We start from the raw sequence: 17,195 nt of genomic DNA, 5'->3' as shown, positions 1-17,195 counted from the left end.
GGCAAGGTTTGAGGGGTTGGGGTGTTACCGAGGGGCTGCTAGCGGCGCGGCCTTTTGGCCTCCCGAAGAAAAGCTGATCAATACGAGATTTTAACGGTGTTTTTTTCCAGTGACTCTGTTGACCTAGAGTGCAGGAGGACAACACCCGACGTAGCAGTTCTTCCTCATCCAATGCACCTCTACCTATCGATCAAATATCAAGCAAGGCAATTTGCCTGCACCACGCTATGCTTCATGTTCGGAAAGATTCTAAGGAGGGATACTGATGTCAGGTCTTCAGGAGTTAGGTAGTCAAGACGCTCCCTTGGTCGACGATTTTGAGTCTTGGCTTGGTGAGCGAAATCGCTGGCTTCAAACTGCAGCGAAGAATCTGATCGACACCAAAAGGCCGCCGACGGATGACGACATTTCCGAGCTGGCCCGGCTTTGCATCATCGAGTTGAGCAAAGGAACCGATCCCGGCTTCGGGACGGTGGCACCAGGTTCATTAGCGATTGCCGCCAATCGCCCCCCAATTTGTATCGACCATATCTCAGATGTCTATGGGCTGAACGCAGTCAAACAAGGGGCTGAGCTACCCTTTAGTGCCGCAAACATCTCGGTTTTTTATGGTCAGAATGGCTCAGGCAAAAGCGGCTTCGCGCGGCTTCTGAAGCAAGCCTGTGGCTCAAGATCCAAGGACGAGATTCATCCGAACGTCTTTCTGGAGGAGACCGTTGCCTGCCGGGCGAGATTTCACCTTTCGGTTGGGGGCAAGTCTGGAATCGTAGACTGGAACATTGGCGATGGTGCTCATCCAAAGCTGCGACATGCACAGATTTTTGACTCCAAAACCGCAACTCTTTACATGGGCAAAACCGAGGCAAGTTACGAACCAAGCCAGATGAAGTTCGTGGCAGCGTTGATCGCGATTTCGGACAGGGTCAGTCAGCACCTGACGGCTTCAAAAACCGCCCTGATCAGCGCGCTCCCCCAGTTTCCTTCAGATATCGGCATCACTGAAGAAAAGCGATGGATTGATGCGCTGAAGCCAACCATGACAGTTGCGGCCATTGAAAAAGCTTGCCAGTACACCCCTGAGCTGGATGCCGAGCGGATTGCGCATGAAGGTGTCTTGGCTCAGAAAGATGTCGCGACTCGAATCGGCGAAATCGAAAAAGAGAAGCGGGCGCTGGCCAACGTGCTGAGTACGATGGGCACCCTTAAGGACAAGCTCTCGGATGTAGTCTTATTACAGCTCGTCGATGCACAGGCTCAAGCCAAACTGAAGCGCGAAGCCGCTCAGGAGTCTGCCCAGAAACTTTTTGCAGATGCCCCTCTTGAAGGCGTAGGGGAGCCGATTTGGCAAGAGTTATGGAAGCAGGCGCGAGTCTATTCACAGTCGCATGCGTATCCAGAACAGCCGTTTCCTGTTGTCTCTGATGAGGCCAAGTGCGTGCTGTGTCAGCAGGAGCTCAGCGATAACGCCGCCAGCCGTCTGAGTCATTTCGAGCAGTTCGTCACGGATGGCCTGGAGCGCGCAGCCAAGAGTGCTGAAGAGACACTCAAAAATCTCATCAAAGCCCTTCCTCAGGCGCCTAACGAGCAAGATTGGCTGGCTCATATGTCGGTGCTGAAGGTCGACCAGCAGGCCGCGCTCGAGTGGCACAAAGCGCTCGTGAAACGACGATCTGATATGGAGACTGCAAGCGAAGCTGAGCTAGTCGGCTCCTTTAATTGGTCGCATATAGACCAGGCGTTAAGTGGCCGGTCGGCGGGGTTGGAGACGGAAGAAAAAGCGCTAAAAGAGCTTCTTCAAGACGGCAAACGGCAAGAGATGGAGGATCGGGTTCGCAAGCTCAAAGGCATGCAATGGCTCTCGCAGAATAAAGATTCGATTTTGGCAGAGCGCGAACGGTTAGTGGCGGTTGATCAGTATGGAAAAGCAGCTCGACTTGCCGCAACCAATGCCCTGACGTCCAAGAATAATGAGCTGGCAAAATCCGAACTCGACGCTGGCTATCAAACCCGATTTGCCGCCGAGCTCAAGCGACTAGGAGGTTCAAGGTTGCCGGTGGCGCCACTGAGCAAAACCTTGGGTAAAGGCCGGACTACATTTGGACTGGCTCTCGTAGGCGCCAAGGGGAATCGTCCTCCGGAACAGATTCTGAGCGAAGGTGAGACGCGGATTGTTGCCCTGGCCGCGTTCCTGGCCGACATCACAGGTTCGAACCAGGTGGCGCCTTTTATCTTTGACGACCCGATCTCATCCCTGGATCAAGACTTCGAGGAACGTGTAGTTGCGAGATTGGTTGAGCTGGCACAAACGCGTCAGGTGATCATATTTACTCATAGGCTTTCGTTGGTAGCATTGCTTGATGCGGCGATCAAGAAAGTTGCGGACAACCCGAGCATCCCCGACATCGTCCATCATGTGCAGACACTACGCCGTTTAGACAAAATTTCAGGGATTCTGGCTGGCCAGAGTGCCCGCGATTCGAAGCCAAAAAATGCCATCAACAAGCTTTTGGATGAGTCCCTGCCGAGGCTCAAAAAGCATCAGGCCGAAGGTGATGCCGAGAGCTACGACCTCATGGCCAAAAGCGTTTGCAGTGATTTCAGGATCATTGTCGAGCGCGCTGTGGAGATTGTATTGATCAATGGTGTGGTACTCCGATTTCGCAGAGATATCATGACTAAGGGCCTGCTAAGAAAGCTTGTGCACATCACTCAAGAGGATTGTGACCTGATTGATGACCTGATGAGCCGGTACTCGGTGTATGAGCACTCACAAGCCGATGACTTACCGAGTGTGCCGCTCGAGCTTGCTGATCTTGAGGCTGATATGCGCTCGTTAGCGGCTTGGATGAAGCAGTACCAAGAGCGGGCAGCATGATGACCTGACAATTCGCTAGCTGATCATAAATGCTTTGTGTGATGAGTATCGTATTCATCGAATGCCCAATGAAAGGCGCGAGTCGCGCTATTAAGGAGTGCCAACATGGGCAGCATGAAGGAGCATCTTTTCGAGCTAGAGTCCGAGAGGCGAGCTGAGTGGATCCGTGGAAGGCTCGGCAACCCTGATGCGGATGAATACACGCCAGGCTGGGAAGAGCTTGAGGCCGAATACGCTGACATGTTGGCTTGGCTGGATGAGGAAGCAGAGTACCGTTGGCTTGAGCGCCATTCGTACAATCGTCTCTACAGCGATTTCGTACATGAGATTGCCATTGCCACAAGCCTGCTGCAGCTCGGGCAGGGCCAAGTACACGCCTACACCGTCAACAAGATGGTCTACGTCCATGCGGTGACTCTGCTAGAAACCTTCATTGGCACGACTGTCCGGACGCTCGTTGTCAGCACCCCCCAATTTATGGCCAGTATGGTTGCCAACGTTGATGAGCTTAATGGAAAACAGAAATACACCCTGAAACAAATAGCCCAACACCCGAAAGGGGTTAGCGGAGTCATTCTGAGCGTGCTTAGCAATCTTACGTTCCACAACCCAGCAACCATTCGCAACGTATTGCACGCGATGATAGGAAAGCGCGCAGAGGGGCTCGATTTGGGGCCATTCTCATCGATATGTGAGACGCGCCACGACATCGTTCATCGCAACGGAAAAACGATTGACGATGAGACAATTCCTCTAGAAGCGAAAGAAGTTCAGCATTCCTTGAGCCAGATTAGTCGTCTTGCCCAAGAAATCAGAGACAGGATCCACGAGGCCTTAGATGATCTTAGCAAAGATGCCCTGTAACTCCGGTCTAGGGTTAATCGCCATGCCATTGCGCCGATCACTCGACTTCCATCGATAAGGGGCGGCGTAATCAAATGCGACACCATCAACCAGCTCAGACATCCGGATTACAAATGATTAATCTGAATTGCCCCCGATTTCTAGACACATCTGACTGCTCGCTTCTGGCCGAAAGCAGCCCCCACGGTCGGCAGCGATACGGCCAATAGCTGCCCCTCGCGAAGACTGGTTTGATGCATGGTCGTCGTGGATACGCCGAGCAGACTGAGAGTGTCAAACTGTGCGCATTTCGACCTACTATTAATAATAGGGGGCAGGCCACGATTAATTTCTCCAGATAAATCGTGGTCTGTTCCCGATTATTGTCTAACGGCCAATTATTTAAAGCCCACAACTTCCTAAGGCACTGGCATTACCATGTCAAAGGCGCTGTTCTGATCTTTATGATCTCCAGTAGTAAAAGCCGCCTCCTCGATGTGGTAAACCTTCGGTTCTTCCGAAAAATGTTCCTCCAGGCCCAGCATGAATATCCGATGGTCTTCACTCGCTTCGAAGCCCGGCGTGTGATCCTCGAGTGATTGCCATCGCACTATCAGGTTGAACTGCTCGGGGGTTTCAATCCCTTGCGCTAGCATGTGGCCGCCGTAACCCTTTGCGCGGGTGAGCAAAGGCGCAACTTCGGCGAATGCACGTCTGAAGGCTTCAATGCGTTCTTTGTGAACGGGGAGCAGAGCGATCTCATAAATCATGGTGTTTCTCCAAAATGACTTGAACCGTTAAAAGTACGCACTTACGAGATGGGCGATGGCTCGACTGCAATCGCGATTTTTCCCTGGAGGCCGTTGTTGGGGCTCTCCAACCGGGCATGGGCGAGCGCAAGGTCGGCAAGCGAATAGACCGCGCCAACGTGTGGGCGCAGCTGACCGCGCTCTACCAATGCGCTCAGCTCATCGAGCTTGCCGCGGTTCTGCCTGGTGAAAACGAAGTGATAACTGGCGTTCTTACCCCAGGCCTGTACGAGGTTTTGCGGCTGGGTAATGTCCACAATCGAGACCACGCGGCCAAGTTGTGCGAGCGCGTCGGCGCTACGCGACAATGTGTTGCCGCCGATGGTATCGAACACCACATCGACGCCGTGGCCACCGGTTTCCCGCAGGATGGCGTCGACGTAATCCTCCTTCTCGTAGTCGATGAGCACATCGGCACCCATGCTGCGTGCGAACTCAAAGTTGGCTTCGCGCACGGTCGTGAAGACCCGCGCTCCAATGGCTTTTGCCACCTGGATCGCGACATGACCGACGCCTCCCGCGCCGCCGTGGATCAGAATGCTTTCCCCCACTCTGAGCGCCGCTCGCACGGTCAGTGCTTCCCACACCGTCCCGCCAACCAGGGTCAGACTTGCCGCCTCAAGATGGCTCAGTGATGGCGGCTTCTTCCCGATAATGCTTTCGGCCGCAACGTGGTACTCGGCATAACTTCCTGGCCCGTCGAATATTTGCGGGGTGTACCAGACTTCGTCTCCCGGAGCGAAGGTCGTCACACCTGGCCCAACTTCTTCGACAACGCCCGATACGTCGTGTCCGGTAATGGCCGGCAGTGGTACCAGGTCGGCATAGTCGCCACGTCGAACCTGATAATCCAAGGGGTTGATGGAGGTTGCGTGTACCCGCACCAGGACTTGTCCCGTACCCGGCACTGGCTTGGGCACGTCGCGCAACTCGAACGATTCCGGCCCGCCAAATGATTTAAGTATCATCGCTTTCATTAGTAGATCCTCGTTTCGGTAAAAAGGGATATCGGTATTTTTCGATATAAAAAGGCAAAAAATTTACGGGTTTTTCCTATGATCTCAGTTCATTGTGAGTCCTCGCTTCGACAAAATGGGATATCGGGATTTGTCGATATTTAAGGGTAAAAAATTACAGCTCCTTACCTATGATCTCGGCAAGAGCACTGATGTTTGCTTCATTGCGCTTGTAGTAGGTCCACTGCCCGATGCGCCGGACTTCGACCAGGCCCACTCGTTGCAGCGTCGCAAGGTAATCGGACACTGTCGACTGCGACAGGCCGACGCCTTCTTGAATGCTACTGACGCAGACGCCCACCGTATGAACGTCCCCTTCATCCTGTGGAGGGAAGTTCTTCACCGGATCCTTCAACCCCTTGAGGATTTCAAGGCGCGTACGGTTTGAGAGGGCTTTGAATATTTCGATCAATTCCATGAGCCTGATAATATCGAGATTTACCGATATGTCAATGAGGGAGTCAACCGCCCGTCGGCATGCAATCCGAGGGTTGCTGCCTGTGGGGTCGCCAGACGCCGTCTATCGACGGCCCCACCCTGCACGCCTTGGTGTGGAATCTGCGACAATCCCACCTTTTTCCGCGACCCCTCGAGCCTGATGACCGACGTCCCCTTCGATTTCGCTGCCCTGCAGAACAACCTCGACCACGCCATGATCGCCGACCGCCATCGTCTGCGTCGGCAGTTGCACGAGTTGCAGAAGAAGCCCGACGAAGCCAAGCAGGCGCAATGGCTGGAGCGCTTCCAGGCGTCCTGCGCGAAGGTCGAGGCGCGGCGCTTGAGCGTGCCGGTGATGCGTTACGACGATGCGCTGCCGATCGCTGCCAAGCGCGACGAGATCAAGGCCGCGCTGGCCAAGCATCAGGTGCTGGTGATCGCCGGCGAGACCGGTTCGGGCAAGACCACCCAGTTGCCGAAGATCTGCCTGGAGATCGGTCGTGGCCAGCACGGCCTGATCGGCCACACCCAGCCACGCCGGCTGGCGGCGCGCAGTGTGGCGACGCGGGTGGCCGAGGAGATCGGCACGCCGTTGGGCGAGCTGGTCGGTTATCAGGTGCGCTTCGAGGATCAGAGCAAGGACAGTTCGCTGATCAAGCTGATGACCGACGGCATCCTGCTCGCCGAAACCCAGCATGATCGCTACCTGGAAAAGTACGACACCCTGATCGTCGACGAGGCCCACGAACGCAGCCTCAACATCGACTTTCTGCTCGGTTATCTGAAGACCCTGCTGCCGCGTCGGCCTGACCTCAAGGTGATCATCACCTCGGCGACCATCGATCTGGAGCGCTTCAGCAAGCACTTTGGCGGGGCCGGCCTTCCGGACGCGCCCATCGTCGAAGTCTCCGGCCGCACCTATCCGGTGGAAACCTGGTACCGGCCGCTGGCCGCCGAGGTGGACGAGGAGGGCGAGCGTCTGCTCGACGACCTCACCGTCGATCAGGGCATTCTCGCCGCGCTGGACGAAATTGCCGCCCATGAGAATGCCGAGGGCAAGCGCCCGGGCGACGTGCTGATTTTCCTGCCTGGCGAACGCGAGATTCGCGATGCCGCGGAAGTGCTGCGCAAGGCCAACCTGCGCTTTACCGAGGTGCTGCCGCTGTACGCGCGGCTGACGCCTGCCGAGCAGCAGAAGATCTTCGCGCCCATGGCCGGGCGCAAGATCGTGCTCGCCACCAACGTCGCCGAAACCTCGCTGACGGTGCCGGGTATTCGCTACGTGATCGACAGCGGCACGGCGCGGATCAGTCGCTACAGCTACCGCGCCAAGGTGCAGCGCCTGCCCATCGAGGCCGTTTCCCAGGCCAGCGCCAACCAGCGCAAGGGCCGTTGCGGCCGGGTCGAGCCGGGTATCTGCGTGCGGCTGTACAGCGAGGAAGATTTCCTCGGTCGGCCCGAGTTCACCGATCCGGAAATTCTGCGCACCAACCTGGCGGCGGTGATCCTGCAGATGCTGCACCTGCGCCTGGGCAGCATCGAGGATTTTCCCTTTATCGAGCCGCCGGATGGCAAGGCCATCAGCGATGGTTTCAACCTCTTGCAGGAGCTCTCGGCGGTCAACCGCGAAGGGCAACTGACTCCGCTGGGGCGTCAACTGGCGCGCCTGCCCATCGACCCGCGCCTCGGCCGCATGGTGCTGGAGGCCGCCAAGCTCGGTAGCCTGCAGGAACTGCTGATCGTCGCCAGTGCGCTGTCGGTGCAGGATCCGCGCGAGCGACCCATGGATCGCCAGCAGGCCGCCGACCAGGCCCATGCGCAGTGGAAGGATGTCGATTCGGACTTCGCCGCGTTGATCAACCTCTGGCGCGGCTTCGAGGAAAAACGCCAGGAGCTTGGCTCCAACCCGCTGCGCAGCTGGTGCAAGAAGAACTTCCTCAACTACATGCGCCTGCGCGAGTGGCGTGATTCTCATCGGCAACTGGTGCTGCTGGCCAGGGATCTGCAACTGGGCGATAACGCTTCCCGTAGGAGCCCGCTTGCGGGCGATCCTGACTCCCGGCTTGTTGATCGCCCGCAAGCGGGCTCCTACAAGAGCGAGCTGCAGCCCACCACCGACACCAAGGTCAACGTGATCCTCCGCGAGCAGGCCGAGGCCAACGAAGCGGCGCAGCGCGCCAAGGGTTATGCGGCGGTGCACAAGGCGATCCTCAGCGGCCTGCTCAGCCAGATCGGCCAGAAGGCCGAGGAGGGCGACTTTCTCGGTGCCCGCCAGCGACGTTTCTGGGTGCATCCGTCGTCGGTGATCGGCCGCAAGAAACCCAACTGGATCATGGCCGCGGAACTGGTCGAGACCACCAAGCTGTTCGCCCGCCAGGTGGCCAAGATCGAGCCGGACTGGATCGAACCGCTGGCCGGTCACCTGATCAAGAAGAACCACTTCGAGCCGCACTGGGAGAAGAAGCGCGGCCAGGTGGTGGCTTTTGAGCAGGTCACCCTGTACGGCCTGATCGTGGTCGGTCGCCGCCCCGTGCATTACGGGCCCATCGACCCGCAGGCGTCGCGTGAGCTGTTTATCCGCGAAGGGTTGGTGCGCGGCGAAATCAACAGCCGTACCAAGTGCCTGAATGCCAACCGTCTGCTGCTGGAAAAGCTCGACGAACTGGAAGCCAAGGCGCGTCGCCGCGACATCCTCGCCGACGAGGAAACCCTGTTCGCCTATTACGAGGCGCGCATTCCCCAGGACATCTATCAGACCGCGACCTTCGAGAGCTGGTACAAGCGCGAGAGCGCCATCGAGCCGCAGCTGCTGATGATGCGCGAGGAAGACGTGCTGGCCCGCGAGGCGCTGGAAGTCACCGCCGCCCAGTATCCCGATACCCTGCACGTCGGCGAATTGCAGCTGCCGCTGAGCTATCACTTCGAGCCCAATCACCCGCGAGACGGCGTGACCCTGCGCGTGCCGGCGCCGCTGTTGCCGCAACTACCGGGCGAGCGCCTGGAATGGCTGGTGCCGGGGCTGATCGAGGCCAAGGCCATCGATCTGGTGCGCGGTCTGCCCAAGGCGCTACGCAAGAACTTCGTGCCGGTGCCGGACTTCGTCGGCGCGGCCCTGAGCAAACTCATCTTCGGCCAGGGCAGCCTGCCGGAAAGCCTGGGCCGCGAGTTGCAGCGCATGACCGGCGTGCGTATCAATGACGAAGCGTGGATCGAAGCGACCCGGCAGCTCGAACATCACCTGAAGATGAACATCGAGGTGGTCGATACCCACGGCAAATTCCTGGGCGAAGGCCGTGATCTGGCCGAGCTGATGGCGCGCTTCAGTGAGGCCAGCCAGGCCGCACTGGCCATCCCGCAGGCCGACAAGGTGCAGAAACCGGTGGAGGCCAAGGGCTTCGCCCAGGTCGCCGAGAAGACTCAGCAGAAGGTTGCCGGACTTTCCATGACCGTGTTCCCGGCTCTGGTGGAAGAGGCTGGCGTGGTCAAGGAAGGGCGCTTCCCGACCCAGGCCGAAGCCGAGTTCCAGCACCGTCGTGCCCTGCAGCGCTTGTTGCTGCAACAGCTGGCCGAGCCAGCCAAGTTCCTGCGTGGCAAATTGCCGGGCCTGACCGAACTGGGCCTGCTGCACCGCGATCTGGGGCGGGTCGATGCGCTGGTCGAGGACATCCTCCTGGCCAGCCTCGACAGCTGCATTCTCGAAGGCGAACAACCGCTGCCTCGCGATGGCGCTGCGCTGGCCGCCCTGGCCGAGAAAAAACGCGGTGCCTGGGCCGATCACGCCGAACGGCTGGCCCGCTTGACCCTGGAAATTCTCAAGCTGTGGCACGGCCTGCAGAAGCGCTTCAAGGGCAAGATCGACCTGGCCCAGGCGGTGGCCCTCAACGACATCAAGGCGCAGCTGGGCAACCTGGTCTATCCCGGCTTCGTTCGCGAAACGCCCGCCGAATGGCTCAAGGAAGTCCCGCGCTACCTCAAGGCCATCGAACAACGCTTCGACAAGATCGCCGCACAACTGCAGCGTGACCGCGTGTGGAGTGGCGAGCTGGCCGGTTACTGGGAGCAGTATCAGGCGCGCCTCGGCAAACACCTGCAGGAAGGCAAGCGTGACGCCAACCTGATGCTCTACCGCTGGATGCTCGAGGAATATCGCGTCTCCCTGTTCGCCCAGCAGTTGGGAACGAAGATGGCGGTTTCGGACAAGCGCCTGAGCAAGCAGTGGAGTCAGGTCGAGGGTTGATGCGGGTGCCTGCCTGACTCTTTTGCGTACTTTGGATTTATCAGAGGTGACTCGGATGTCGACATTTGCACGCTCGTTCGTGGTGAATGGCCAGCTCTCGGCTGCTGACCGTCAGGAACCACTCGTACCCTGGTGGAGTTTCACCAAGACCGTGTTGGCTGCGACTGCTCTGACCCTGGTGCGTGATGGGCTGGTGTCGCTTGACGATGTCGTGCTTGGCGGCCCTTTCACCCTGCGCCAACTGCTGAGGCATGAAAGTGGCCTGGCGGATTATTCCGAACTTGCCGACTACCATGCCGCCGTTGCCCGTGGCGATAAGCCCTGGCCGGCCGACGACATGCTGGAGCGCCTCGATGCGGCGAGGTTGCGTTACCAGCCGGGCGTTGGCTGGGGTTATTCCAATGTTGGCTACCTGTACGTCACTCGGCTGATAGAGCAACTCAGTGGCACCGACCTCGAAAACGCCATACGGCAGCGCGTGCTGCAGCCGCTTGGGGTGCCGCTCGCTCGATTGGTGAAGACACCCGCAGACCTGCGTGATGTCGATATGGGCAGTGCTGCAACTTACCATCCCGGTTGGGTCTACCACGGCCTGCTGGTTGGCAGATTGTCGGACGCGGCCTTGCTGCTCGATCGACTGCTGGGTGGAAGCCTGCTGCCCGCAGCGCTGTTGGAGGATATGCAAGCGCGACGCGTGCTGGGTGGCCCGATTCCAGGGCGGCCATGGACAGTTCCAGGTTATGCCCTGGGTTTGATGCAGGGCGATATCGAGGGCGGCATCGTTCTCAGCGGTCACACCGGCGTTGGGCCGGGCAGTGTGATTGCGGTTTACCGTTGCGCCACGAGCAGTGGTACGGCGAGTTGCGCGGTGTTTCAGAAAGATGCCAGGGATGCCGACGTGGAAACTGAAGTGATCGCTCAGTTGCTCGGCGCTTTTCGCTGACATAGGCGTAGGGTGGATCGGGGTGCGTAGGGTGGATGTCGCTTTATCCATCCAGCATGGTGGTGCTGGGATGGTGGACAAAAAAAGCGTTGTCCACCCTACGGTTCTACCTCGGCGGCTGGGCGATTGTGTTGGCTGGTGCCCGCCATTGCCCCGGACAAAGTGCCGTTTCGTAGGGTGGATGTCGCTTTATCCATCCACCATGGCGGTGCTGGGATGGTGGACAAAAAAAGCGTTGTCCACCCTACGGTTCTACCTCGGCGGCTGGGCGATTGTGTTGGCTGGTGCCTGCCATTTCCCCGGACAAAGTGCCGCTTCGCTTGATCAGTGCGTAGGGTGGATGTCGCTTTATCCATCCACCATGGTGGTGCTGGGATGGTGGACAAAAAAAGCGTTGTCCACCCTACGGTTCTACCTCGGCGGTTGGACGATTGTGTTGGCTGGTGCCCGCCATTGCCCCCGGGCAAAGCGCCGCTTCGCTTGATCAGTTCGGGTGGACGACGCTTGCCTACGCGGCCCGATCCGTCCACCGCTCTGCAATCGCAATGGTGGATGAAAAGAGCGTCAGCTACGCGCCCCGATCCACCTTACGTCCGCTAACGCCACACCCCGGATTACCGCAACCTGATGACCTGCTACTGATCGCTAACAAGTAAATATCGCGTCATGCAAACAGGTACTTCCCGTGAGGTGCCTGTTTTCGCTCGGGTGTCCGATTGTTCGAACCGAGCGCTTGGCGGGGCGGTCACTCAAGTACAGGCCCGAGGAGGTCATTGGCATGAGCCGCTCGCAGCTCGATCCGGATGAGGCACAAAGCCGTCGTGTTCCCGTAGAAGAGAACATACGGGTTCAGCAACGTTTCTGGTTCATCGAACAGCTGGGTTGCCTGCTGTTGCCAGCGATCGTGCTGCTGACCCTGCTTGGCGTATTTTCCAACGGGCTGCTCAGCGACACCGTGGGCGCAAGTCCAGGCAACGATCTGCAGGTGCATTACGAGCGTTTCTTGCGCAACGGCGCCACCACCTCGATGGTGATCGAAGCCCACCATGCCGGTGACGCGCCGGTGCAGATCACCCTCACCGGGGAGCAGTTCGACAACACGACTCTGGAAAGTCTCTACCCGCAGCCGTTGACCAGCGAATCCCTGCACGATGGCCTGTCATTCACCGTGCAGCCGGACGCGACAGGCCATGCGCGTCTCTATTTGTCATTGCGCGCCGAGGGCGTCGGGATGTTCCGCTCCAGAGTCGGCATTGCCGGTGAGACGGTTTCGCTTCGCCAATTCATCTACCCCTGAGGTCAACACGATGGACGCGGTATTGCGAGCGGCGGCGATCTACTTCGCCCTGATGATCCTGTTCAAATTCTCCGGCAGGCGCTCGCTTAGCGAGTTGACGCTATTCGATTTCGTGCTGTTGCTGATCATCGGCGAAGCGACTCAGCAGGCACTGCTTGGCGACGATTTTTCAGTGACCAATGCGCTGCTGGTGATTGTGACCCTGCTGACCATTGACGTCGCGCTGTCGCGCATCAAGTGGCGATGGCCGCGCCTGGATCTTTGGCTCGAGGGCTCGCCCGTGATTGTCGTTGAGCATGGCCGGCCTCTGGAGGGGCGGCTGAGGGCGGCTCATATGAGGGTCGAAGACATTCTTGAATCGGCACGTGAGAAACAGGGTCTGGAGCGCGTGGAGCAGATCAAGTTCGCCATCATCGAGAAGAACGGCAAGATCTCCATCATTCCCAACGAATGACACGCCGCTTCGCTTGATCAGCTGCGTAGGGTGGATGTCGCTTTATCCATCCACCATGGCGGTGTTGGGATGGTGGACAAAAAAAGCGTTGTCCACCCTACGGTTCTACCTCGGCGGCTGGGCGATTGTGTTGGCTGGTGCCTGCCATTGCCCCGGACAAAGTGCCGCTTCGTAGGGTGGATGTCGTTTTATCCATCCACCATGGTGGTGCTGGGATGGTGGACAAAAAAAGCGTTGTCCACCCTACGGTTCTACCTCGGCGGCTGGGCGCTTGTGTTGGCTGGTGCCTGCCATTGCCCCCGGCAAAGCGCCGCTTCGCTTGATCAGCCAGGACACAAACGGTCATAAACGACCCGCCAGACCATAGGGCTATTAACCCGAACCTTTCGCAAAACGGCTTCGTCGTACTCATACGAGCCACGTGCAGGAGAGGGTAATGCTGACTGATCCGAAAACCCGCTATCGACCCTATACCGGAGCAGCCGGTGGCTGGGGTTCGGCCAAGTCCGTGGCGAACGTTGTGCTGCGTGAACAGGCGGTGCTGAAGATCGGAGCGGCGTTGTTCAAACAGAACAAACCCTCGGGGTTCGCCTGTGTGAGTTGCGCCTGGGCCAAGCCTGGCGACACCCATCCCATGGAGTTTTGCGAGAACGGCGCCAAGGCCACGGCATGGGAACTGACCGCGAAACGTACCGCCCCGGCATTCTTCGCTGAGCACAGTGTGTCCGAGTTGAGAAGTTGGTCAGCCCATGCGCTGGAACAGCACGGCCGCCTGACGCATCCGCTGCGCTACAACGCCAGCAACGATCGCTACGAGGAAACCACCTGGGAAACGGCATATGAGGAAATCGGCGCCAGCCTGCGGGCAATGAAACCCGATGAAGTGGTGTTCTACGCTTCGGGGCGCGCCTCGCTGGAAGCCTCGTTCATGTACCAGCTATTCGCCCGCGCCTATGGCACCAATAACCTGCCGGACAGTTCCAACATGTGCCACGAGAGCACCTCGGTGGGGCTGCAGGAAAGCATCGGTGTGCCGGTCGGTACCGTGACTCTCGACGATTTCGAGCATACCGACTGCATGCTGTTCTTCGGCCAGAACGTGGGCAGCAACAGCCCGCGTATGCTCCATCAGTTGCAGGAAGCCCGGCAGCGCGACGTACCGATCATCACCTTCAATCCACTCAAGGAACGGGGCCTGCAGCGCTTCGTCAATCCTCAGTCGCCAAGTGAGATGCTTGGCCCCAACTCGACGCAGATCAGCACCCAATACCACCAGGTGGCCATTGGTGGCGACACCGCTGCGATCACCGGTGTCGCCAAGGCGCTGCTGGATATGCACGACGCCGCCCTGCAGCGCGATGCACCTGCTGTGCTGGACGAGGATTTCATCGCTACCCATACCGAAGGGGCCGAAGACTTCATACGCTATGTGCGCGAGCAGGACTGGGCCGAGCTGGAGTCCATCACCGGGCTCAACCGCGGCGCGATGGAAGCGACGGCAATGACCTACGCCCAGGCACAGCGGGTCATGATCATCTACGGCATGGGCCTGACCCAGCATCGCCAGGGCGTGCAGAACGTGCAGATGCTGGTGAACCTGCTGATGCTGCGTGGCAACATCGGCAAACCGGGCGCCGGTATCTGCCCGGTGCGCGGGCATTCCAACGTACAGGGCCAGCGCACCGTCGGTATCGCCGAAGATCCGGCCAAGGTGCCGGTCGAGCTTATCGAGCAGCATTTCAAATTCACCGTGCCGAAGCAGATGGGGCTGTGCACCGTCGACGCCTGTAGCGCCATGCTCGACGGGCGTGTGCGGGGCTTCGTCAGCCTGGGCGGCAACTTCATTCGTGCGGTGCCGGATACCACGCAGATCGAGCCGGCCTGGCAGCGTTTGAAACTCAATGTGCAGGTGGCGACCAAGCTCAACCATTCCCATCTGCTGCCGGGCGAGCAGGCCTGGCTGTTGCCCTGCCTGGGGCGGATCGAGGCTGATCGCCAGGAGGGCGTGGAGCAAAGCCACAGCACCGAAGACAGCACGGGCTGCATCCATGGCTGGCACGGCAGCAGCGAGCCGGCCAGCGAACACCTGCGTTCAGAGCCGGCAATAATCGCCGGGCTGGCGCGCAGCACGTTGTCACCGCAAGTCGCTATCGACTGGGATGCCTGGCGACGGGACTACTCCCTGATTCGCCAGGCGATTGCCACGATCTATCCGGAGACCTTCCACGACTTCAATCAGCGCATGTGGGAACCAGGTGGCTTTCACCGTCCGCTGGGCGCGGCCAGGCGCGAGTGGGCCACCGAAAGTGGCAAGGCGCAGTTCGTGACGCCCGAACACCTGATTGCCGACGATGACGTGCAAGCACCCTATGTGCGGCGCGATGTACTGCAATTGATGACGATCCGCAGCAACGACCAGTTCAACACCACCATCTATGGCTACAACGACCGCTTCCGAGGCGTATACGGCACCCGTTCGGTGATCTTCATGAATACCGATGACATCGTCCGCCTTGGACTAGCGGCGGGCGATTGGGTGGACGTGACCACGGCGGTAGAACCGGAAATCGAACGCCGGGTCGGGCCGCTACAGATCCTTGCCTACGACGTTCCCCAGGGCTGCTGTGCCGCCTACTACCCGGAGTGCAATCCGTTGGTGCCGCTCTGGCATCACGCCGAGCGCAGCAAGGTGCCGGCGGCCAAGTCGATCCCGGTAACGCTGCGTCTCAGCGATGCGCTTGCTCCAGGTGACACCCTGCCACAGGGTTCAGCGGTCATCGCCTCGCAGCGTTAGGGGCTGTTGACGCGGTAACGCGGCTTGCGCTGAAACGTCAACAGACCCTAGCCACTGCTCGGAAGGTTTGAACTTCAAACCGGCGGCTCTCTTCCTAATTCAGACGCAGCCGTTTCCAAGCTGCAGCGATTGCGCTTTTTCATCCCTGGCGGCAACCGTGAACCCACCAGCAACCGCAGGAGAATCCGATGACCCGCAATACCACCAATCAATACGCCATGCAGAATCCGCTGACCCAATACCCGCAGCCCGAATTCCCCGCTCAGCACCAACCCGAACCCGGCCTGGATCGCGAGATGACCCCCAAGCCGGATCACGGTGAAGAGAGCTATGTGGGTTTCGGTCGCCTGGCCGGGCGCAAGGCGCTGATCACCGGTGCCGACTCCGGTATCGGCCGTGCGGCTGCCATTGCCTACGCCCGAGAAGGCGCGGACATCGTGCTCAACTACTTGCCCGAAGAGGAGCCTGACGCTCGGGAAGTCGTGGCGCTGATCGCTGCCGAAGGCCGTCGTGCCATCGCCATACCGGGTGATCTGAAGGACGAAGCGTTTTGCGTTTCCCTGGTCAAGGACGCCGTCGAGGCATTGGGTGGCCTGGATATTCTCGTCAACGTGGCTGGCAAGCAGATCGCTCAGCAGCACATTTCCGAGCTGAGTACCGAGCAGTTCGACCATACGTTCAAAACCAACGTCTACGCGCTGTTCTGGCTGTGCAAGGCGGCGGTACCGCACATGCCGCCCGGTGCCACCATCATCAACACGGCGTCGATCCAGTCCTACGATCCATCCAAGACGCTGCTCGACTACGCATCCACCAAGGCAGCGATCGTGGCCTTCACCAAGGCGCTGTCGAGCCAGGTCATCGAGCAGGGTATTCGCGTCAACGCTGTCGCGCCGGGCCCGATCTGGACTGTACTGCAGCCCACCGATGGTCAACCGCAGGAAAAGATCCCGACCTTTGGCTCGCAAGTGCCGATGAAGCGCCCTGGCCAGCCGGCGGAGTGCGCATCGCTCTACGTGCTGCTGGCGTCTCAGGAGTCGAGCTACATCACCGGGGAAACCTTCGGGGTAACTGGCGGTAATCCGCTGCCTTGAACGAAGCGGCCCGCAGCACGCCCGCTGTGGGCCGGCTTTCAGACCGGGGCCCACATGCTCATTTCACCGTGCCGATTGATCCTGCATCGACAGCACCGGATGTACTGCGCCGTCTAAGCGCAACATCTCACCAAGGCTGTGCGTCCCTACATCAGCCGAGTGAGTTTTTACAGATCGACCGTCAGTACAATCGATCCGTGTATTGCGATCTCAGTTCTGCTGATCGATCTTGCGTTTCGCCTCTTCAGAGGCCTGTCTGATCTTCTCCGCTTCCTGCTCTTTAGTCTTGATCGAGGTCGGGGTGATGACGCGGTCGATGGTCTCGGTCTTTTCCCCGGATCGTTGATTCTCTTCTTCACCACATTGACGTTGTCGCCTTCCACATCCTTGGCCGG

12 protein-coding genes are annotated in these 17,195 nt (G+C 59.1%); 9 read left to right on the top strand and 3 right to left on the bottom strand.

Annotated elements, in window-relative coordinates:
- Positions 1-265: 265 nt before the first annotated feature.
- Positions 266-2,875, top strand: coding sequence for an AAA family ATPase (locus tag DNK06_RS17900; RefSeq protein WP_131181355.1), 2,610 nt, complete (start codon positions 266-268; stop codon positions 2,873-2,875).
- A 105-nt stretch (positions 2,876-2,980) separates the two neighbouring features.
- Positions 2,981-3,739: a hypothetical protein gene (locus DNK06_RS17895; protein ID WP_131181354.1), complete on the top strand. Its 759-nt coding sequence runs from the start codon at positions 2,981-2,983 to the stop codon at positions 3,737-3,739.
- 398 nt (positions 3,740-4,137) lie between these two features.
- On the opposite strand, the gene DNK06_RS17890 is transcribed toward DNK06_RS17895, so the two are convergent.
- The 3 genes from DNK06_RS17890 to DNK06_RS17880 form a co-directional block, all read right to left on the bottom strand.
- Positions 4,138-4,488, bottom strand: a complete 351-nt coding sequence (locus DNK06_RS17890) for an antibiotic biosynthesis monooxygenase family protein (protein WP_131181353.1) — start codon at positions 4,486-4,488, stop codon at positions 4,138-4,140.
- Positions 4,489-4,529: 41 nt separating this feature from the next.
- Entirely contained in the window at positions 4,530-5,504 is a 975-nt protein-coding gene (locus DNK06_RS17885) for a zinc-dependent alcohol dehydrogenase family protein (RefSeq protein WP_131181352.1), read from the bottom strand.
- A gap of 154 nt (positions 5,505-5,658) precedes the next feature.
- Positions 5,659-5,961, bottom strand: coding sequence for an ArsR/SmtB family transcription factor (locus DNK06_RS17880; RefSeq protein WP_131181351.1), 303 nt, complete (start codon positions 5,959-5,961; stop codon positions 5,659-5,661).
- 180 nt (positions 5,962-6,141) lie between these two features.
- On the opposite strand from DNK06_RS17880, the gene hrpA reads away from it, so the two are divergent.
- The 7 genes from hrpA (at position 6,142) to DNK06_RS17845 (ending at position 16,800) form a co-directional block, all read left to right on the top strand.
- Complete coding sequence (hrpA, locus tag DNK06_RS17875) at positions 6,142-10,218, top strand: ATP-dependent RNA helicase HrpA (protein WP_131181350.1); 4,077 nt, start codon at positions 6,142-6,144, stop codon at positions 10,216-10,218.
- A 55-nt stretch (positions 10,219-10,273) separates the two neighbouring features.
- On the top strand, positions 10,274-11,161 hold the full coding sequence (locus tag DNK06_RS17870; RefSeq protein WP_131181349.1) for a serine hydrolase domain-containing protein: 888 nt from the start codon (positions 10,274-10,276) through the stop codon (positions 11,159-11,161).
- Between the two features lie 181 nt (positions 11,162-11,342).
- Positions 11,343-11,645, top strand: coding sequence for a hypothetical protein (locus DNK06_RS17865; RefSeq protein ID WP_131181348.1), 303 nt, complete (start codon positions 11,343-11,345; stop codon positions 11,643-11,645).
- A 294-nt stretch (positions 11,646-11,939) separates the two neighbouring features.
- Positions 11,940-12,458, top strand: a complete 519-nt coding sequence (locus DNK06_RS17860; RefSeq protein ID WP_131181347.1) for a hypothetical protein — start codon at positions 11,940-11,942, stop codon at positions 12,456-12,458.
- 10 nt (positions 12,459-12,468) lie between these two features.
- Positions 12,469-12,912: a DUF421 domain-containing protein gene (locus tag DNK06_RS17855; protein ID WP_131181346.1), complete on the top strand. Its 444-nt coding sequence runs from the start codon at positions 12,469-12,471 to the stop codon at positions 12,910-12,912.
- Positions 12,913-13,348: 436 nt separating this feature from the next.
- Entirely contained in the window at positions 13,349-15,706 is a 2,358-nt protein-coding gene (locus DNK06_RS17850; protein ID WP_131181345.1) for an FdhF/YdeP family oxidoreductase, read from the top strand.
- A 188-nt stretch (positions 15,707-15,894) separates the two neighbouring features.
- Positions 15,895-16,800: an SDR family oxidoreductase gene (locus DNK06_RS17845; RefSeq protein ID WP_131181344.1), complete on the top strand. Its 906-nt coding sequence runs from the start codon at positions 15,895-15,897 to the stop codon at positions 16,798-16,800.
- Positions 16,801-17,195 lie beyond the last annotated feature (395 nt).

This window comes from Phytopseudomonas daroniae (assembly GCF_004327285.1).
In the GTDB taxonomy this organism is placed as follows: domain Bacteria; phylum Pseudomonadota; class Gammaproteobacteria; order Pseudomonadales; family Pseudomonadaceae; genus Aquipseudomonas; species Aquipseudomonas daroniae.
This window is presented reverse-complemented; position numbering and strand designations above follow the sequence as displayed.